The sequence below is a fragment of the Rathayibacter sp. Leaf248 genome (assembly GCF_920939495.1).
GTDB lineage: Bacteria > Actinomycetota > Actinomycetes > Actinomycetales > Microbacteriaceae > Rathayibacter > Rathayibacter caricis.
In genome coordinates this window covers 685,312-703,846 of the sequence record NZ_CAKLAV010000002.1, presented here as the reverse complement: position 1 = coordinate 703,846, position 18,535 = coordinate 685,312, and the positions used below count along the sequence as shown (strand labels likewise).

Genomic DNA, 18,535 nt, shown 5'->3' with positions numbered 1-18,535 from the left:
GGGCGACCTCCGCCTCGGACCCGATCAATACGCGCCGTCGCGAGCGAGGACGGCGCGGGCCGTCTTGAACAGGATGATCAGGTCGCCCGTCATCGACCAGTTCTCGACGTAGTAGAGGTCGAGGCGGACGGTGTCCTCCCACGACAGGTTCGAGCGGCCGCTCACCTGCCACAGGCCCGTGATCCCCGGCTTCATCAGGAAGCGGCGGTGCACGTGGGCCTCGTACTGCTCGACCTCGCGGGCCAGCGGCGGGCGGGGGCCGATCAGCGACATGTCGCCGCGGAAGACGTTCAGGAACTGCGGCAGCTCGTCGAGGCTGAACCGGCGGAGGACCGTCCCGACCTTCGTGACGCGCGGGTCCTTCGCCATCTTGAAGAGGACGCTGTTGCCCTCGGCGCGCTGCTGGGCGGCGAGAGCGGCCAGGCGGGCCTCGGCGTCGACGACCATGGAGCGGAACTTGAGCATCTCGAACGTCGCGCCGTTCAGCCCGATGCGCTCCTGACGGAACAGCACGGGCCCCGGGCTGGTGGTGCGCACGAGGATCGCCACGACGATGAGGACCGGAGCGCTGAGCAGGATCAGCGCGGTCGACGCGACGATGTCGAACAGCCGCTTGGCGAAGCGCTGGCGCCCGTCGAAGCGAGGGGTCTCCACGTGGATGAGAGGCAGCCCCGCGACCGGGCGCGTGTGGATGCGCGGGCCGCCGATGTCGGTGAGGCTCGGCGCCACGACGAGGTGCTCGCGACCGGGCTCGAGCGTCCAGCTCAGCTCGCGGATCCGCTGCGGGGCCAGCTCGTCGGAGCTGGTCACCACGACCGTGTCGGCGCCGGTCGCGTCCATGACCGCTCGCACTCCGTCGATACCGGTGAAGGAGTGCACGGCCAGGCCGTCGAGCTCCGTCTCGCCGTGGAGCGCGTCCGCTCCCCCGGGGGAGGTCGAGACGGCGCCGACCAGCTTGTAGCCCGCCTCGGTGCCGCGGCGCAGCTCGCGCGCGGTGTGGAGGACGCTCGCCCGGGAACCGAGCAGAACCACCTGGTTCGCGGAGCGCCCCTGCTTGCGCTCGCGGGTCAGCCAGGAGCGCCAGACCAGACGGCCCACGCAGATGAGGAGGATGCCGGCGGGGAGGGCGGTGATGATGTAGCCGCGCGCGAGCTGGATCTGCAGGAGGTACGCGACGATCGCGACGATGCCGAAGAGCCAGATCGTGGAGTCGACGATGCGGCGGTACTCGACGTACCCCGTTCCGATGATCCGGCGGTCGCGGGTGTCGAACACCTGCAGGGCCAGGAGCCAGGCGATCGAGAGCACGACCGAGACCACCGTGTAGTTGATGGTGAACGCGTCCGTCGTGCGGAAGCCGACCACGCCGGAGCCGAGATCGAGGTCGAACCAGAACAGCTGGGTGCCGAACACGGAGACGAGGATGGCGAGGACGTCGGTGGCGAGGAGCCGGCCGCGGTACTCCTGCTCCCAGGACGACCCGCGCTTCGGCGTGATGCCCTGCGCCGTCATCGATCCCCCCGATCTCTCCTCGTTCTTCGACACGCGTTCTTCCGTCTCCGGTGATGTCACGCCGCAAGGCTACCCACTAGTTCGTTTCGCGTGGGTGTCGCAGGCGTGAGGCGTTCTCGGCTACTACCCGCGCAGACGCCCGCGGCTCTCCTGCAGATAGCAGGCTCCGCAGAGGGATTCGTACGTCACCAGGGCTCCGTCGATCGCCACCTGGTCGCCGTCGAAGACGAAGCGGCCGTCCACGACGCGCCCGTTGAAGATCGCTTTGCGCCCGCACCGGCAGATCGTCTTGAGCTCTTCGAGGCTGTGCGCGATCTCGAGGAGCCGCCTGCTCCCGGGGAACGCGGCGGTGCGGAAGTCGGTCCGGATGCCGTAAGCCAGCACCGGGACGTTCTCGAGGATGGCGATGCGCAGCAGGTCGTCGACGTGCGACTCGGGCAGGAACTGGGCCTCGTCCACCAGTAGAGCGCTCACCTCGCGCGCGGTCTCGGCCAGCACGCGCGCTCGGGCGGCGCCGAACACCGCGACCGGGTCCTCGTCCGGGCGGAACAGGATGTCCACCGGACGGGTGACGCCGAGCCGCGACACGATGAGCGCCTCGCCCTTGGTGTCGACCGCCGGCTTGGCCAGCAGGACCCGGTGACCGCGCTCCTCGTAGTTGTACGCGGCCTGCAGGAGCGACGTGCTCTTGCCGCTGTTCATCGCTCCGTAGCGGAAGTACAGCTTCGCCATCAGGTCTCCTCGGGGCTCGTCGGCGGTCGGGCGCTCGAGAGGGCGCTCACTCCAGGAAGCCGTCCTCGGCGGCGCGGCGGATGAGCTCCGCACGGCGGCTCGCGGGACGGCCGACCCTGGCGTACTTCTGGCGCACCCGGCGCAGATAGGTCTTCGCCGTCTCGAACTGCACGTTCATCTTGGCAGCGACCTCGGGGGTGCTCGATCCCGAGACGTAGAGCCGGAGGGCCTCGAGCTCGCCCGCGCTCAGCCGCGGACGCTGCTGGGCGGCGACGCCGATCGGCAGCGGCCGCCACTGCGTCGCCGATCCTGCGGTGGAGCGCATGGCCATCGCGGACCGCGTGCTCTCCATCACCTCGCGCATCGGCTGCGCCTTGGTCAGGTGCCGGGCGGCTCCGGCGCGCAGGCTGCGCTCGCGGATCTCGTCGTCCTCGTGCTCCGAGAGGACGATGACGACGGCTCCTGCGGCGCGGCAGGTGCGGATGCGCGCCTCGATCGAGATCGGCTCGCGGAGCTCGAAGTCCATGATCACGACCTGCGTCGGGAACACGGTGCTCGTCACCAGCTCCATCCAGGTCCCTGCGCCGACGACGACCTCGAAGTCCGGCGCGTGCGCCGCGATCCAGCTGCTCATGCTGTCGAGGACGAGCTCGTGATCGTCGAGGATGCCGAGGCGCACGGGGCGGGGCGACTCGTCGTCGCCGCTGCGAGCGGAGGAGCCGGACGAGGGCTCACCGGAGCGGCTGACCATGGCCCGATCCTATCGGAGCACCGGAGCGCGGCTCCTGCCGGATGCACGTCAGAAGAGCGTCGGCTGGCCGACTCCGGGGAGCATCGCGGCACGATCGGGACCGAGTTCCTCGGCCAGGAGACCGCCGTGCTGGAGTGGGCGGCGATCCCCTCCGAGCACCCGAAGCGTGCCGAGTCCGGAGGAGAGCACCGACCCGGTGGCGGGATCCTCCCGCCCCTGCTCCAGACGGTGGGCGCGCATCAACGGGCGGATCCGCTCCGTCAGCCAGCGGCGGTACTCGACCGGCGCGTAGGCCGAGCGACCCGGGTAGAGCGAGCGGTAGCGGTCGAGCAGCTCCGGATGCTCCTGCGCGAGCCAGTGCAGGAACCACTCCTTCACCCCGGGCTTGAGGTAGAGCGTCGAGTACAGGATCGACGTGGCGCCCGCCTCGGCGCAGGCGCGGAGCGAGGCGTCCAGGTGCGCCTTCGTGTCGGTGAGGAACGGCAGGATCGGCATGAGGAAGACGGAGCAGTCGAAGCCCGCCTCGCGAGCGGCGGTGACCGTGGCCAGTCGCGCCGCGGCGGTGGGGGCGCCCGGCTCGACGGAGCGCTGCAGCTCCTCGTCGTAGACCGCGATGGAGACGCCGAGGTCGACCGGGACGTGCTCCGCGGCCTCCTTCAGCAGCGGCAGATCCCGGCGGAGGAGCGTTCCCTTGGTGAGGATCGAGAGCGGGGTCCCCGAGGCGGCGAGCGCGGCGATGATGCCGGGCATCAGGCGGTAGCGCCCCTCCGCCCGCTGGTAGGGATCGGTGTTCGTGCCGAGGGCCACCGGGTGCCGCTCCCAGCTCCGCCGGGCGAGCTCGCGCGTGAGCACCTCGGCGACGTTCACCTTCACGACGATCTGGGAGTCGAAATCGCGGCCGCCGTCGAACTCCAGGTATTCATGGGTCGGCCGGGCGAAGCAGTAGGTGCAGGCGTGGGTGCACCCGCGCATCGGGTTGATGGTCCAGCCGAACGGCATCTTCGACGAGGTGTGCACCCTGTTGAGCGCCGACTTCGCGAGCACCTCGTAGAAGGTGATGCCGTCGAACTCGGGGGTGCGGGTCGTCCGCACCAGATCGGTCAGCCGCACGAGGCCCGGGAGCGCGCGGTCGTCGGCCGCGCCGATCGACTGCCCGCTCCACCTCATGGAGCAATTAGAACATACGTTCGAATGCCGTGCGCCGGACGGCGCTCGATCGGGTCAGACCGAGGCGCCGAGTGCGAGCGTCTCGGCGGTCGCCGCGACCGTGCGCTCGGCCGCCTCGGGAGCGTCGTTCAGCGTCGAGCCGTAGCTCGGGATGAGCGAGCGGATGCGCGGCTCCCAGCCCTTCAGCTCGTCCGGGAAGCAGCGCTTGAGCACGTCGAGCATGATCGGGACGGCGGTCGAGGCTCCGGGCGAGGCGCCGAGCAGGCCGGCGATGGTGCCCTCTCCCCCGGTGATGACCTCGGTGCCGAACTGCAGCACTCCGCCCTTCTTCTCGTCCTTCTTCATCACCTGGACGCGCTGGCCGGCGGTGATCAGGTACCAGTCCTCGGAGCGGGCGGTGGGCAGGAACTCGCGCAGCGCCTTCATCTTCTTGCCACGGCCGGCGACGACCTCGCCGAGGAGGTACTTCATCAGGTCGAAGTTGTCGCGGGCGACCGCGAGCATCGGCCCGATGTTGTGCGGGCGGATCGAGAGCGGCAGGTCGAGCCACGATCCGCGCTTGAGGAACTTGGGCGTGAATCCGGCGTAGGGACCGAAGAGGAGCGACGCCTCGCCGTCGACGACGCGCGTGTCGAGGTGCGGGACGGACATGGGCGGTGCGCCCACCGCGGCCTTGCCGTAGACCTTCGCCTGGTGGCGCGCCACGATCTCGGGGTTGTCGGTGCGGAGGAACTGACCCGAGATGGGGAAGCCGCCGAAGCCCTTGATCTCGGGGATCCCCGACTTCTGCAGCAGGTGCAGGGCGCCGCCTCCCGCGCCGACGAAGACGAAGCGGGCGAGCACGCGCTTGGGCGTGCTGCCGACGAGCTGCTTGAGGTCGAGCTGCCAGAGCCCGTCCTTGCGGCGGGTGATGTTCGTGACCTCGTGGCCCGTGTCGAGGGTTCCCCCGTTGCCGACGACGTGGTCGAAGAGCTGGTGGGTCAGAGCGCCGAAGTCGACGTCCGTTCCGGCGGGGATGCGCGTCGCCGCGTACGGGCCACCGCCGGCGGGGCGCTGCTCCATCAGCAGAGGGGCCCACTCGTGGATCGTCTTCACGCTCTCGGTGAACTCCATGCCGGCGAAGAGCGGCTGGTCCTTCAGCGCCTCGTAGCGCTTGCGCAGGTACTCGACGTTGGCCTCGCCGTGCACGAAGGTCATGTGCGGAGCGGCGTTGATGAAGCTGGAGGGCTCGCGGATCGCACCGGCCTCGACCAGGCTCGCCCAGAACTGGCGCGAGATCTGGAACTGCTCGTTGATCTGGATCGCCTTGGCGGGGTCGACGGAGCCGTCGGCCGCCTCGGGCATGTAGTTCAGCTCGCAGAGGGCGGCGTGGCCCGTGCCCGCGTTGTTCCACGGGTTCGAGGACTCCTGCGCGACGTCGCCGAGGCGCTCGTAGGCCGCGATCGTCCAGTCGGGCTGGAGCGTGGTCAGGAGGGCTCCGAGCGTGGCGCTCATGATGCCCCCTCCGATGAGGGCGACGTCGACCGGTTCCGAGGAGTTCACGAGAACCGAGTTTACCGTCGCGGAAGGGTCGGCAGCCCGGACGGGGGGCTGCACCGTCATCAAATTCGCGGCTTTTCGACGCGGAGGCGGGCGGCGCCGCGCGGAGTCGAGCGGTCGGCTCGGCTCGCGCGGCGCCGCTCCGGCGTCAGGAGGCGGCGGGACGCGCCGCGATCAGCTCCGCGATCTGCACCGCGTTGAGCGCGGCGCCCTTGCGCAGGTTGTCGTTGCTGATGAAGAACGCGAGGCCGCGGCCCTCGGGCGCTCCCTCGTCGGCGCGGATCCGGCCGACGTAGCTCGGGTCGGTGCCCGCGGCCACGAGGGGGGTCGGGACCTCGTGGAGGACGACTCCGGGCGCATCGGCGAGCAGCTCGCGGGCGCGCTCGGGCGTGAGCTCCCGCGCGAACTCGGCGTTGACGGAGAGCGAGTGCCCGGTGAAGACGGGGACGCGGACGCAGGTGCCCGAGACCAGCAGGCCGGGCAGCTCGAGGATCTTGCGGCTCTCGTTGCGGAGCTTCTTCTCCTCGTCGGTCTCGTTCAGGCCGTCCTCGACGAGGTTGCCGGCGAACGGGATGACGTCGAAGGCGATCGGAGCCACGTAGACCGCGGGGTCCGGGAACGCGACCGCGGAGCCGTCGTGCACGAGGTCGAGGAGGCGCTCGTCGGCGACGGCCGCCTTCGCCTGGCCGGCGAGCTCGTTGGCTCCGGCGAGACCGCTGCCCGAGACCGCCTGGTAGGTGCTGACGATGAGGCGGGTGAGACCCGCCTCGGCGTCGAGCACCTTCAGGATCGGCATCGCCGCCATCGTGGTGCAGTTGGGGTTCGCGATGATGCCCTTGACGGCCTGGTCGATCGCGTGCGGGTTGACCTCGCTGACGACGAGCGGGACCTCGGGGTCCATGCGCCACGCGCTGGAGTTGTCGATCACGAGAGCGCCGGCGGCGGCGAACCGCGGGGCCTGCGCGCGGGAGCCCGTGGCTCCGGCCGAGAAGAGGGCGATGTCCAGCCCCGTCGGATCGGCGGTCTCGACGTCCTCGACGACGACGTCCTCGCCGCGGAACGGCAGAGTGGTGCCGGCCGACCGGGCGGTGGCGAAGAAGCGGATCGAGGCGATCGGGAAGTCGCGCTCCTCGAGGAGGCGGCGCATCACCTTCCCGACCTGGCCGGTCGCGCCGACGACGCCCACGTGGAGGGGGGTGCTGCTCATGCTCTGCTCTTTCGTCCGTGCGGCGCGGCCGCCGCTCCCACTCGCGTGGGGATGAGGAGGGGTCCCGCGGGCAGCGGGTACCGGTGAGAAGGTACCGGGCGGCGAGTCGCCTCCGCGCCCGGCACCGCGCGATCGGCGGGATCGCGGGGGTGGGTGTCCGTCAGCGACCGGTGCCGGCGTAGACGACGGCGTCGTCCTCGGCGTCGAGCCCGAAGGCGGTGTGGACGACGCGCAGCGCCTCGTTCACCGTGTCGGCCCGCGTGACGACCGAGATGCGGATCTCGCTGGTGGAGATCATCTCGATGTTGATGCCGGCCTCGAACAGCGAGCGGAACAGCTTCGCCGAGACGCCCGCGTTGGTGCGCATGCCGGCGCCGACGAGGGCCAGCTTGGCGATCTGGTCGTCGTACTGCAGCGCCTGGAAGCCGACGTCGTCCTTCTCGGCGTTGAGCGCCATGAGGACCGTCTGGCCGTCGGCCTTGGGCAGCGTGAAGGAGATGTCGGTGAGACCGGTCGAGGCGGCCGACACGTTCTGCACGATCATGTCGATGTTCGACCCGGTCTTCGCGACGATCGTGAAGATCTGCGCGGCCTTCCCCGGGATGTCGGGCACGCCGACCACGGTGATCTTGGCCTCGTTCAGGTCGGCGGCCACGCCGGCGATGATCGGCTCTTCCACGGTCTGTCCCTTCTCGGTGCCGGCTGCTCCGGCGTTGTAGACGATGGTGCCCTCGTTCGGGCTGAAGGAGGAGCGCACGTGCAGCGTCACTCCGTGGCGGCGCGCGAACTCGACGGCGCGGATGTGCAGGACCTTGGCCCCGGCCGCGGCGAGCTCGAGCATCTCCTCGCTGGAGATGCGGTCGAGCTTGCGGGCGCGCTTGACGACGCGGGGATCGGCGGTGAAGACGCCGTCGACGTCGGTGTAGATCTCGCAGGTGTCGGCGCCGAGGCCCGCGGCCAGCGCGACGGCGGTGGTGTCGGAGCCGCCGCGGCCGAGGGTGGTGATGTCCTTGGTGTCGCGGTTGAAGCCCTGGAACCCGGCGACGATGACGACGGCGTTCTCGTCGAGCGCCTCGCGCAGGCGCACGGGAGTGATGTCGACGATGCGCGCCGCTCCGTGCTGCGCGTCGGTGATCATCCCGGCCTGGCTGCCGGTGAAGGAGCGGGCCTCGTAGCCCATGCTCTTGATGGCCATGGCGAGCAGCGCCATCGAGATGCGCTCCCCGGAGGACAGCAGCATGTCGAGCTCGCGGGGGGCCGGGATGGGGGTCACCTGATGGGCGAGCTCGAGCAGATCGTCGGTGGTGTCGCCCATGGCCGAGACGGCGACGACGACGTCGTTGCCCGCCTGCTTCGTGGCGACGATCCGCTTCGCGACGCGCTTGATGCTCTCCGCGTCGGCGACGGAGGACCCGCCGAACTTCTGGACGATCAGGCTCACGTGCTGCTCCCGGGTCGGTGGCTGGTGGGCCGTCGCGACCCGACGAAGGAGTCTACCGGCGGGCGCATGCACGAGGGGCCATGTTTCGGGCCGGCGGGCTCGTCCCCTCCTGCGTCAGTTCTCGACGAGGCGGCGGCCCTCGAAGGCGCGGCCGAGGGTGATCTCGTCGGCGTACTCGAGATCGCCGCCGACTGGCAGGCCGGAGGCGAGCCGGGTGATCCGGATGCCGAGCGTGCTGAGCATGCGCGAGAGGTAGGTCGCGGTCGCCTCGCCCTCGAGGTTCGGGTCGGTCGCGATGATGACCTCCTGCACCTCGCCGTCGGCGAGACGCTGCAGGAGCTGCCGGATGCGGAGCTGGTCCGGGCCGATGCCGTCGATCGGGCTGATCGCTCCGCCGAGCACGTGGTACAGGCCGCGGAACTCGCGCGTGCGCTCGATGGCGGGGACGTCCTTCGCCTCCTCGACCACGCAGATGACCGTGCGGCTGCGACGCGGGTCGCGGCAGATGCCGCAGGTCGCCTCCTCGGCCACGTTGCCGCAGATGTCGCAGAAGTGCACGCGGCCGCGCAGCTCGAGCAGGATCTCGGCGAGGCGGGTGACGTCGAAGGTCTCGGTCTGCAGGATGTGGAACGCGATGCGCTGGGCGGACTTCGGGCCGATGCCGGGGAGGCGGCCGAGCTCGTCGATCAGCTCCTGGACGATGCCTTCGTACATGCGGTCGCCTCCTCTCTGTCGGGGCGGGCGGGGCGGGGGGAACGGGCGGGACGGGGCGGCGCGAGGATCATGCGCCGCTCACGCGGGGACCGCGCGGCACGTGGGGCTGCTCCTCGATGAACTGGGCGCCGAGGATCTCGCGCACGACGGCCTCGCCGTAGCGCTGGCGGCCGTCGGCCGTGGCCGAGCGGGTGGTCCGCGTCACCGGGCGCGCGGGCGGCTCCCGACGCTCGGGGGCCGCGGCGGGTGCGCGGACGGGCTCGGGGACGGCCGCTGGAGCGGGTTCGCCGGGAGGGGCGACGACGGCCCAGGAGTCGGGCATCGGAGGCTCGACCGGAGGCATGTCCTCCTCCGGCGGCTCCTCGTCGAAGGGGGGAGCGTCCTCGGCGGGGGCGCTGCGGACGACCGGGGGCTCGGCGGCGCGCTGCGGCGCGGGGGCACTCGGGGCCGCCGCGGGGGTGGGCACCGATTCGCCTTCGACGACGGGAGCGACCGGGTCGGCGGGGATCGCCACGGTGGCCCAGCCGTCGGATCCCGTCGCCGCGGACGGCGCCGCGGCGGCGCGGGCGGCGGCCGGAGGTGCGGGCGGCGCCTCCGCGGCCGCGCGGACCGTCTCGGGAGCGGCGGCCGACGGCTCGACGCGGGCGATGTACTTCACGCGGAGGCCGAGCACCTGCTGGATGGCCTGGCGGAGGTGCTCGCTGACTCCGGGCTGCCCCGCCGTTCCGGCCATCTTGAACGAGTCGACGTCGTTCTGGCTCGGGAAGGAGAGGGTGAGGACGTCGTCCTTCAGGGCGCGCACCTGCGCGGTGTAGGCGACGAGCCACGCCGTCATCTTCGCCTTCTGCACGACCTCGAGGATCTCGGGCCAGCTGTCCTTCATCCGCTGCAGGGTGATCGGGCCCTCCTCGGCGGCGGACGGCGCGGGTGCGGAGGGTGCGGGGGCGGACGGCGCCGGGACCGGGCTCGCGGGGACGGCGTCGGGACCGGACGCCGCCGGAGCGGCGACGGGGACGGTCTCGACCGGCACCTCCTCGACCGGCACGGCGGTGGCGATCACGGCGGCGGGGCGCTCGATGCGGTGCGCGGGCGCGATCGGAGCCGGGGCGGCCGGAGCGCGATCGCGCGGCTCGTCGGCCGCGCGGGGGACCTCGGCACGGGGGGCCTCGGCACGAACGGGTGCCTCGCGCGGGGCGCCGGCGGCCGAGGGCGCGCCGCTCAGGACCAGGGCGCGCGCGATCATCAGCTCGAGGTGCAGGCGCGGGGACGTGGCTCCGGTCATCTCGGTGAGGGCGTCGTTGACGAGGTCGGCGATGCGGGAGAGCTCGGCGAGGCCGAGCGCGCGGGCCTGGCCCGCCATGCGGTCGAGCTCGTCCTGCGAGACGCCGCGCAGCACCGCGGCGGCCGCGGCTCCGGTGGCGGCCACGACGATCAGGTCGCGGAGCCGCTCGAGGAGGTCGTCGACGAAGCGCCGCGGGTCCTGACCGGTCTGGATGACGCGGTCGACCGCTCCGAACGCCTCGGCGGAGTCGTGCTCGGCGAGCGCGTCGATCACCTCGTCGAGGAGGGCGCCGTGGGTGTAGCCGAGCAGCGCGACGGCGCGCTCGTACTCGACGGTGCTGTCCTCGGACCCGGCCATCAGCTGATCGAGCAGGGACAGCGTGTCTCGGACCGAGCCGCCTCCCGCGCGGACCACGAGGGGCAGGACGCCCGCCGCGACTCCGACGCCCTCGCGCTCGCAGAGCTCCTGCGTGTAGTCGAGCATCTGCGCCGGCGGCACGAGGCGGAAGGGGTAGTGGTGGGTCCGCGAGCGGATGGTGCCGATGACCTTGTCGGGCTCGGTCGTCGCGAAGATGAACTTCACGTGCTCCGGCGGCTCCTCGACGATCTTGAGCAGCGCGTTGAAGCCCTGCGGCGTGACCATGTGCGCCTCGTCGAGGATGAAGATCTTGAAGCGATCGCGGGCGGGGGCGAACACGGCGCGCTCGCGGATGTCGCGCGCGTCGTCGACTCCGTTGTGGCTCGCGGCGTCGATCTCGACGACGTCGAGCGACCCCTGGCCCTCGCGGCTGAGCTCGACGCAGCTGTCGCAGACGCCGCACGGGGTGTCCGTCGGGCCCTGGGCGCAGTTCAGGCAGCGGGCGAGGATGCGCGCGGACGTGGTCTTGCCGCAGCCGCGCGGACCGCTGAAGAGGTAGGCGTGGTTCACGCGGTTGGTGCGCAGGGCCGTCATGAGCGGATCGGTCACCTGCGACTGGCCGATCATCTCGGCGAACGTCTCGGGCCGGTACCGGCGATACAGGGCTGCTACCACCCGTACAGAGTAGCCGCGACCTCCGACACCGGAGTCGGGTCGCCCGAGCCCGGGCCCCGCGTAGCCTCGGACCGTGACGGACCCCGCCCCCCTCCTCCGCTTCGACGCCGTCGTGCTCGCCGGAGGGCGCGCGCGCCGCCTCGACGGCGCAGCCAAGCCGCTCCTCGTGCACCGCGGCACGACGCTCCTGGCCACCGCGCTCGCGGCGGTCGACGGTGCCGAGCGGATCGTCGTGGCGGGACCCGGATCGCTCCGCTCGGCGACGGGGAGCACCGTGCTCGTGCAGGAGGAGCCGCCTTTCGGCGGACCGGTCGCGGGCCTGGCCGCCGCGCTGCCCCTGCTCGAGCGTCCGGACTCCCCGGAGTGGGTGCTCGTCCTCGCCGCGGACCTCGTCGCGCCGTCGGCGGCCGTCGGGCGGCTGATCGAGGAGGCGGCGGGCAGCGACGCGTACTCCGTCCTGGCCCTCGACGCCGGCGGCCGATCCCAACAGCTGCTCGGGGTGCACCGGCGCGCCTCGCTCGTCTCGGCGCTCCGGCGGCTCGGCGCGGCCGACGGCGCGTCGGTCCGCGCCCTGCTCGCCGACCGGGAGGTCGCCCTCGTCGAGGTGCCCGCAGGATCCGCCGACGACATCGACGATCCCGAGGACGCCAGGAGCCACGGCATCGACGTCCCGCGCCCCCTCGGCGGAGAATGAGCGGATGACCGACACGAGCGCCGCCCCTCCCGCCGACTCCACCGACGCGCTGCTGGCGGACTGGTGGGACGAGCTGTGCGCCGCTCTCGGGCTCGGCGAGGTGCCGATCGGCCGCGACGCGCTGCTCGCGCTGGCGGGCGACGCGGCGCACGGGGTGGTGCGGCCGGCTGCTCCTCTGACGACGTTCCTCGCGGGGTACGCGGCGGGTCTGCAGGGCGGCGGGGCGGAGGCCCTCGAGGCGGTCGTGACGGCGTCGCGCGAAGCGATCCGCGGCCGCGCGCACGACTCCTGACACGGTACTCCCCGAGGCTCGATCCCGCTCCAGACTGCGGGCGTACGGTGCGATCGAGCCCCGACGCCGCGGCCGGATCACCGCGCGGCGCCAGGGCTCCCGCGGGGCGAGCGCTCCGCGGTCGCTGCGCTGAAGGAGCACCCATGTCGGGCAACAGAGCCGTCGCCTACAAGTCCCCCGGAGTCGTCGAGGTCATCGACATCGACTACCCGACCTTCGAGCTGAAGGACGGTCCGGGCGTCAACCCGGCCAACATCGGCCGGAAGCTGCCGCACGGTGCGATCCTCCGCACCGTCTCGACCAACATCTGCGGATCGGACCAGCACATGGTCCGCGGCCGCACCACCGCCCCTTCCGACCTCGTCCTCGGTCACGAGATCACCGGCGAGGTCGTCGAGGTCGGGCCGGACGTCGAGTTCGTGAAGGTCGGCGACATCGTCTCGGTGCCCTTCAACATCGCCTGCGGCCGCTGTCGCAACTGCAAGGAGCGCAAGACGGGCATCTGCCTGAACGTGAATCCGGACCGACCGGGCAGCGCCTACGGCTACGTCGACATGGGCGGCTGGGTCGGCGGCCAGGCCGAGTACGTGATGGTGCCCTACGCCGACTGGAACCTGCTCGTGTTCCCCGACCGCGACCAGGCGCTGGAGAAGATCCTCGACCTCACGATGCTCTCGGACATCTTCCCCACCGGCTTCCACGGCGCGGTGACGGCCGGGGTCGGCGTCGGATCGACGGTCTACGTCGCGGGAGCGGGCCCGGTCGGACTCGCCGCGGCGGTCGGAGCCCAGCTGCTGGGCGCGGCCGTCGTCATCGTCGCCGACCTCAACGAGGAGCGGCTCGCCCAGGCGCGCTCCTTCGGCTGCGAGACCGTCGACGTCTCGAAGGGCGACCCGGCCGGGCAGATCGAGCAGATCCTCGGCGTGCCGGAGGTCGACTGCGGAGTCGACGCCGTCGGCTTCGAGGCGCACGGCAACGGGCCCGACTCGCACCAGGAGGCGCCGGCGACGGTGCTGAACTCGCTGATGTCGATCACGGCGGCGGGCGGCGCGCTCGGCATCCCCGGCCTCTACGTCACGGGCGACCCGGGCGGAGTGGACGACGCGGCGAAGGAGGGCTCGCTCTCGATCCGGCTGGGTCTGGGCTGGGCGAAGTCGCTGTCCTTCACGACGGGTCAGTGCCCGGTGATGAAGTACAACCGGCAGCTGATGATGGCGATCCTGCACGACCGGGTGCACATCGCCGACGCGGTGCAGGCCACCGCGATCACGCTCGACGAGGCTCCGCGCGGATACGCGGACTTCGACAAGGGAGCGGCCAAGAAGTTCGTGCTGAACCCCAACGGGTACCTCGGCTGAGCGAGGGGCGGGGTCCGCGCGATGCGGGCCCCGCCCGGGCTCCGGCCAGAATGAGGGGATGAGCGCGCACCGGCACGAGGCGACCGACTGGGACGACGCCCGACGGCGCGCCGCCGAGGCCGTCGGCATCGGCGACGTCGTCGAGGTCCCGCTCCTCGCGGCCCGCGGAGCGGTGCTCGCCGGGCCTGTGGCGACGACCCGCCCGCTCCCCCACTACGACTCGTCGGCGATGGACGGCTGGGCGGTGCGCGGGGCTGGTCCGTGGCGGCTCGCCGACGGGGTCGCTGCTCCGATCGTCACGGGCGGCGTCGTGCCAGCCTGGTGCGACGCGGTCGTGCCCACCGAGCAGGGCGTCGTGAGAGACGGAGTGCTCTCGAGTGCCGCGGACCTGCCGCACGGGCGCCATGTGCGCCGCGCCGGGGACGAGGCCTCCGCCGGGACCGTGCTGGTCGACGCCGGGACCCGCCTCACTCCGGCGCACCTCGCACTGCTCGCGGTCGCGGGCGTCGACCGCGTCGGCGTGCGCCGCCCGAGCCTCGTGGACCTCCTCCTCACCGGCGACGAGATCGACACCGAGGGGGCGCCCGTGGCCGGCCGGGTCCGCGACGCGTTCACTCCGCTCCTCCCCTCGTTCGTCGAGGGCGCCGGAGGAGCGATCGGCGAGATCGACCGGCTCGGCGACGACGACCACGCGATCGCCGCGCGGCTCTCGGCGGGTTCGGCGCCGATCCGCGTGACGACCGGCGGGACCGGGCGCTCGCGGGCGGACTCGGTGCGACGGGCGCTGACCCTCGCCGGCGCCGTGGTGCTGGTGGACGGCGTCGACATGCGTCCCGGCCACCCGACGATGCTCGCGGTGCTGCCCGGAGGTGCGCTCGTGATCGCGCTGCCGGGGAACCCGCTCGCGGCGCTGCTCGCCGCGCTGTCGTTCCTCCCTCCGGCGCTGGACGCCGCCGCCGGAGCGACGCCGCGGGCTCCCGGTACCGGGACTCTGGGCGAGCCGCTCGGCAGACCGGGGACGACCGTGCTCGTCCCCGTCTCGCGGGGCGAGGGCGGCTGGCGGGCGGCGGCGGGCATCCGCTCGCACATGCTCACCGGGCTCGCGGCCTCGGAGGCCGTCGCGGTGGTGCCGCCCGGCGGCGCGCAGGCCGGCGACTCCGTCCGGTTGCTGCCGCTGCCCTGGTAGTGGTCAGGCCACCGGCTCGAGCCGCACGACGACCGACTTCGAGGTCGGTGTCCCGCTGATCCTGGCCGTCGAGTCGAGCGGCACCAGCACGTTGGTCTCGGGGTAGTAGGCGGCGGCGCACCCGCGCGGAGTGTCGTACGCGACGGTCCGGAACTCCGGCGCGCGGCGCTCGACGCCGTCCTCCCACTCCGACACGAGGTCGACCATCGCGCCGTCGGCGATGCCGAGCGCGGCGAGGTCGGAGGCGTTCACGAAGACCACGCGCCGCCCGCCGTGGATGCCGCGGTAGCGGTCGTCGCGGCCGTAGATCGTGGTGTTGAACTGGTCGTGCGAGCGCAGGGTCTGCAGCAGCAGGCGCCCCTCCGGAACGCGCGGGTACTCGAGCGGATTCGCGGTGAAGCGGGCCCGGCCGGTCGCGGTCTCGAAGCGGCGCTCGTCGCGGGGCGGGTGCGGGAGGACGAAGCCGCCGGGAGTGCTCACCCGCTCCTCGAAGTCCTCGAAGCCCGGGACGACGTTGGCGATGTGCCCGCGGATGAGGCGGTAGTCCTCGCGCAGGGCCGCCCAGTCGGCGACCGGCGCGTTCTCGCGGCCGGCGAGGAGCCGCTCCGCGATCCCGGTCAGGATCGCCACCTCGGAGCGCAGGTGCTCGCTCGGGGGAGCGAGGCGACCGCGCGACGCGTGCACGGCGCTCATCGAGTCCTCGACGGTGACGCGCTGCTCCCCCGTCGCCCGCACGTCGGCGTCGGTGCGGCCGAGCGTCGGGAGGATCAGGGCGCGTCGGCCCGTGACGACGTGCGAGCGGTTGAGTTTCGTCGAGACGTGGACGGTGAGGGCGAGCGAGCGCATCGCGGCCTCGGTGACGGCGGTGTCGGGAGTCGCGCGCGCGAAGTTGCCGCCGAGTCCCATGAAGACCCGCGCCTTCCCGTCGCGCATCGCACGGATGGCGGCGACGGTGTCGGTGCCGTGCTCGCGCGGAGACGAGAACGAGAACTCGGCGTCGAGCCGGTCGTGGAACACGTCCGGCATCCGCTCGAAGATGCCCATCGTGCGGTCGCCCTGCACGTTGGAGTGTCCGCGCACCGGGCAGACCCCCGCGCCGGGCTTGCCGATGCTGCCGGTGAGCAGCAGCACGTTCACGACGTCCTTGAGCGTGGCGACGGAGTGGCGGTGCTGGGTCAGGCCCATCGCCCAGCAGACGATCGTGCCCTCGGACGCCGCGATCAGCTCGGCGATCGCACGGATCCGCGCCTCGTCGATCCCGCTGCCGAGCTCGATCTCGGACCACGCGGTACCGCGCAGCTCGTCGAGGTAGGCCTCGAGCCCGTCGGTCGACTGCTCGATGAACGCGCGGTCGAAGACCCCGCCACGCGACTCCTCCAGGTCGAGGAGCGCCTTGCCGAATCCCTGGAACAGCGCCTGGTCGCCGCCGAGGCGGACCTGCAGGAAATGGTCGGCGAGGGCGGTGCCTCCGCCGATCGTGCCGCGCACGGTCTGCGGGTTGTCGAAGCGGAGCAGCCCCGCCTCGGGCAGCGGATTGATCGCCACGATCGTGCTGCCGGCCCGCTTCGCGCGCTCGAGCGAGGTGAGCATCCGCGGGTGGTTCGTGCCCGGGTTCTGCCCCGCGACGATGATCAGCGGCGCCCGCTCGATGTCGCGGAGGCTGACCGAGCCCTTGCCGATGCCGATGGTCTCGGTCAGCGCGGATCCGCTGGACTCGTGGCACATGTTCGAGCAGTCGGGCAGGTTGTTGGTGCCGAAGCCGCGCACCATCAGCTGGTAGACGAAGGCGGCCTCGTTGGAGGTGCGACCGGAGGTGTAGAAGATCGCCTCGTCGGGGCTGGCGCACGCGCGCAGCTCCTCGGCGACGAGGTCGAGCGCCTCGTCCCAGCCGATCGGGCGGTAGTGGGTCGCGCCCTCCTCGAGCAGCATCGGCTCGGTGAGACGGCCCTGCTGGCCCAGCGCGAAGTCGTCCCAGGTCTCGAGCTCGGCGAGCGGGTGCTGCGCGAAGAAGGCCGGCGTGACGGTGCGGAGCGTCGCCTCCTCGGCCACCGCCTTCGCTCCGTTCTCGCAGAACTCGGCGACGTGGCGCTTGTCGGCCTCGGGCCAGGCGCAGCCGGGGCAGTCGAACCCCGTCTTCTGGTTCACGCGGAGGAGGGTCTCGGCGCTGCGGAGCGGCCCCATCTGCTTCAGCGAGATCTGCAGGGCGTGCGCGACTCCGGGGATCCCGACCGCGCGGTGCTTGCGGGCGCCGACCGTGAGGCCTCGCTCGTCGATCGGGCTCTCTCGGGGTGCGGCGTCGTCGACCATCCCTGCATGCTACGTCGCTCAGCCGGTGATCGGAGGGGCGGCCCGGCACCGCGCAGCCGGTGCGAGGATGGACAGCACCGCTCGAGGAGGAGACCACCATGAGCCGCGCCGCAGCGAGGACCCGACTGACCGCCGTGCGCGCCGCGGAGCCGACCCGTCGCCGGGAGGACGTGCTCGCGGTCGAGGAGCCGCTCGAGATCCGCGTAGGCGGCCGCCGGTTCAGCGTGACCATGCGCACCCCGGGCGAGGACTTCGACCTCGTCGCCGGGTTCCTGGTGTCGGAGGGGGTCCTCACCGCCACCGACCAGCTCGCGGCGCTGCGCTACTGCGCGAGCGGTGCGGGCCCGGGCGAGAACACCTACAACGTGGTCGACGCGACCGTGCGCGACGGGCGGGCGTCGCTCCTCCTGGAGCGGGAGCGCTCGGTGTACACGAGCAGCTCGTGCGGGGTCTGCGGGCTCGCGTCGCTGGACGCGGTGACGACGGAGTCGGCGTGGACCGTCGACGAGGACCCGGTGACGGCGTCCACCCCCCTGCTCGCCTCGCTGCCCGACCGGCTGCGGGAGGCGCAAGGCCTCTTCGAGCGGACCGGCGGGGTGCACGCGGCGGGGCTGTTCGACGCCGACGGCGCGCTGCTGTGCCTCCGCGAGGACGTGGGGCGGCACAACGCGGTCGACAAGGTCGTGGGCTGGGGCCTGCGGGAGGGGCGGCTCCCGCTGCGCGGAACGCTGCTGCAGGTGTCGGGGCGCGCGTCGTTCGAGCTCGTGCAGAAGGCCGTGATGGCGGGGATCCCGCTGCTCGCGGCGGTCGGGGCTCCGTCGTCGCTGGCGGTGGACCTCGCGCGGCGGGCCGGATTGACGCTGATCGGGTTCAGTCGGGGGGCGGGGTTCAACGTGTACTCGGGTGAGGGGCGGGTGCTGGAGAGGTGAGGGGCGGCGCGTCCGCTCGTCCAGCTCTGCGGCGGGTCGGATCCGTCGTTCCGTCTGCAATGGAGGTCGAGAGGGCTCGCGGAGGCCGCTCGGTTCGCCTGGACGGCCCGCGCCCTCGGTTGCGGACCGCCGGCCCTGCAGAACGAAGGCTGATCGCGACAGATCCGAGCGGGAATCGCGGGATCGCGTCCCAGCTCCTTACTTCTGAGGACCACCCGGGAGCATCCGACGCTGCCGGCGCCTCCTGCGTCGGACGTTCCGTGCGCAACGACGGCCAGGAGCGGGCCTCGGCCACCATCGTGGTTGACGCGCACTCCTGGCCGACGTTGCGCACGGCGCCTCGGCGAGCGGCGAGCACAGAGGCGACGAGTCCCTTTTCGGGGCGTGAGGAC

The 18,535-nt window shown here is 72.3% G+C and carries 15 protein-coding genes; 5 read left to right on the top strand and 10 right to left on the bottom strand.

Going from position 1 to position 18,535, the window contains the following annotated elements; translation table 11 throughout:
* Positions 1–24: 24 nt before the first annotated feature.
* The 9 genes from LRG51_RS16310 to LRG51_RS16270 all read right to left on the bottom strand — a co-directional run bounded on the left by LRG51_RS16310 (position 25) and on the right by LRG51_RS16270 (position 11,377).
* Complete coding sequence (locus LRG51_RS16310; RefSeq protein WP_230673683.1) at positions 25–1,545, bottom strand: sugar transferase; 1,521 nt, start codon at positions 1,543–1,545, stop codon at positions 25–27.
* Between the two features lie 90 nt (positions 1,546–1,635).
* The gene (locus LRG51_RS16305; protein ID WP_230673681.1) at positions 1,636–2,244 is read right to left on the bottom strand and encodes a thymidine kinase; all 609 of its coding nucleotides are present in this window, start codon (positions 2,242–2,244) and stop codon (positions 1,636–1,638) included.
* 46 nt (positions 2,245–2,290) lie between these two features.
* Positions 2,291–2,995 carry a DNA-binding response regulator gene (locus LRG51_RS16300; RefSeq protein WP_107575612.1) on the bottom strand — a complete coding sequence of 235 codons (705 nt, stop codon included), beginning with the start codon at positions 2,993–2,995 and terminating at the stop codon, positions 2,291–2,293.
* Positions 2,996–3,043: 48 nt separating this feature from the next.
* Positions 3,044–4,162 carry an Rv2578c family radical SAM protein gene (locus LRG51_RS16295; protein WP_230673679.1) on the bottom strand — a complete coding sequence of 373 codons (1,119 nt, stop codon included), beginning with the start codon at positions 4,160–4,162 and terminating at the stop codon, positions 3,044–3,046.
* Positions 4,163–4,216: 54 nt separating this feature from the next.
* Positions 4,217–5,764 carry a malate:quinone oxidoreductase gene (locus tag LRG51_RS16290; protein WP_082481308.1) on the bottom strand — a complete coding sequence of 516 codons (1,548 nt, stop codon included), beginning with the start codon at positions 5,762–5,764 and terminating at the stop codon, positions 4,217–4,219.
* Between the two features lie 85 nt (positions 5,765–5,849).
* Positions 5,850–6,908, bottom strand: coding sequence for an aspartate-semialdehyde dehydrogenase (locus LRG51_RS16285; protein WP_055791238.1), 1,059 nt, complete (start codon positions 6,906–6,908; stop codon positions 5,850–5,852).
* Between the two features lie 160 nt (positions 6,909–7,068).
* On the bottom strand, positions 7,069–8,349 hold the full coding sequence (locus LRG51_RS16280) for an aspartate kinase (protein WP_056867815.1): 1,281 nt from the start codon (positions 8,347–8,349) through the stop codon (positions 7,069–7,071).
* 114 nt (positions 8,350–8,463) lie between these two features.
* Positions 8,464–9,063 carry a recombination mediator RecR gene (gene recR, locus LRG51_RS16275; RefSeq protein ID WP_055791233.1) on the bottom strand — a complete coding sequence of 200 codons (600 nt, stop codon included), beginning with the start codon at positions 9,061–9,063 and terminating at the stop codon, positions 8,464–8,466.
* Between the two features lie 67 nt (positions 9,064–9,130).
* Complete coding sequence (locus LRG51_RS16270; protein ID WP_230673677.1) at positions 9,131–11,377, bottom strand: DNA polymerase III subunit gamma and tau; 2,247 nt, start codon at positions 11,375–11,377, stop codon at positions 9,131–9,133.
* Positions 11,378–11,450: 73 nt separating this feature from the next.
* On the opposite strand from LRG51_RS16270, the gene mobA reads away from it, so the two are divergent.
* From mobA to LRG51_RS16250, 4 genes are all read left to right on the top strand, one after another.
* Positions 11,451–12,071 carry a molybdenum cofactor guanylyltransferase gene (gene mobA / locus LRG51_RS16265; protein ID WP_230673675.1) on the top strand — a complete coding sequence of 207 codons (621 nt, stop codon included), beginning with the start codon at positions 11,451–11,453 and terminating at the stop codon, positions 12,069–12,071.
* Between the two features lie 4 nt (positions 12,072–12,075).
* Positions 12,076–12,363 (top strand): DUF6457 domain-containing protein, encoded by a 288-nt coding sequence (locus LRG51_RS16260; protein ID WP_230673673.1) that lies wholly within the window; start codon positions 12,076–12,078, stop codon positions 12,361–12,363.
* Positions 12,364–12,506: 143 nt separating this feature from the next.
* Positions 12,507–13,721, top strand: a complete 1,215-nt coding sequence (fdhA, locus tag LRG51_RS16255; protein WP_055791222.1) for a formaldehyde dehydrogenase, glutathione-independent — start codon at positions 12,507–12,509, stop codon at positions 13,719–13,721.
* A gap of 58 nt (positions 13,722–13,779) precedes the next feature.
* The gene (locus LRG51_RS16250; RefSeq protein ID WP_230673671.1) at positions 13,780–14,907 is read left to right on the top strand and encodes a molybdopterin molybdotransferase MoeA; all 1,128 of its coding nucleotides are present in this window, start codon (positions 13,780–13,782) and stop codon (positions 14,905–14,907) included.
* A 3-nt stretch (positions 14,908–14,910) separates the two neighbouring features.
* Here LRG51_RS16250 and LRG51_RS16245 read toward each other — a convergent pair whose 3' ends face one another.
* Complete coding sequence (locus tag LRG51_RS16245; RefSeq protein WP_230673669.1) at positions 14,911–17,214, bottom strand: FdhF/YdeP family oxidoreductase; 2,304 nt, start codon at positions 17,212–17,214, stop codon at positions 14,911–14,913.
* Positions 17,215–17,312: 98 nt separating this feature from the next.
* Between LRG51_RS16245 and fdhD the strand changes: the two genes are divergently transcribed.
* Positions 17,313–18,143 carry a formate dehydrogenase accessory sulfurtransferase FdhD gene (gene fdhD, locus LRG51_RS16240; protein ID WP_230673667.1) on the top strand — a complete coding sequence of 277 codons (831 nt, stop codon included), beginning with the start codon at positions 17,313–17,315 and terminating at the stop codon, positions 18,141–18,143.
* The last annotated feature ends 392 nt before the right edge of the window (positions 18,144–18,535 follow it).

What these genes read in the sequence shown, in the direction of transcription:
- LRG51_RS16290 (WP_082481308.1), bottom strand. Translation starts at nt 5,764, where the DNA reads ATGACGGTGCAGCCCCCCGTCCGGGCTGCCGACCCTTCCGCGACGGTA.
- recR (WP_055791233.1), bottom strand. Translation starts at nt 9,063, where the DNA reads ATGTACGAAGGCATCGTCCAGGAGCTGATCGACGAGCTCGGCCGCCTC.
- LRG51_RS16285 (WP_055791238.1), bottom strand. Translation starts at nt 6,908, where the DNA reads ATGAGCAGCACCCCCCTCCACGTGGGCGTCGTCGGCGCGACCGGCCAG.
- LRG51_RS16300 (WP_107575612.1), bottom strand. Translation starts at nt 2,995, where the DNA reads ATGGTCAGCCGCTCCGGTGAGCCCTCGTCCGGCTCCTCCGCTCGCAGC.
- fdhD (WP_230673667.1), top strand. Translation starts at nt 17,313, where the DNA reads ATGAGCCGCGCCGCAGCGAGGACCCGACTGACCGCCGTGCGCGCCGCG.
- fdhA (WP_055791222.1), top strand. Translation starts at nt 12,507, where the DNA reads ATGTCGGGCAACAGAGCCGTCGCCTACAAGTCCCCCGGAGTCGTCGAG.
- LRG51_RS16245 (WP_230673669.1), bottom strand. Translation starts at nt 17,214, where the DNA reads ATGGTCGACGACGCCGCACCCCGAGAGAGCCCGATCGACGAGCGAGGC.
- LRG51_RS16295 (WP_230673679.1), bottom strand. Translation starts at nt 4,162, where the DNA reads ATGAGGTGGAGCGGGCAGTCGATCGGCGCGGCCGACGACCGCGCGCTC.
- LRG51_RS16250 (WP_230673671.1), top strand. Translation starts at nt 13,780, where the DNA reads ATGAGCGCGCACCGGCACGAGGCGACCGACTGGGACGACGCCCGACGG.
- LRG51_RS16305 (WP_230673681.1), bottom strand. Translation starts at nt 2,244, where the DNA reads ATGGCGAAGCTGTACTTCCGCTACGGAGCGATGAACAGCGGCAAGAGC.
- LRG51_RS16260 (WP_230673673.1), top strand. Translation starts at nt 12,076, where the DNA reads ATGACCGACACGAGCGCCGCCCCTCCCGCCGACTCCACCGACGCGCTG.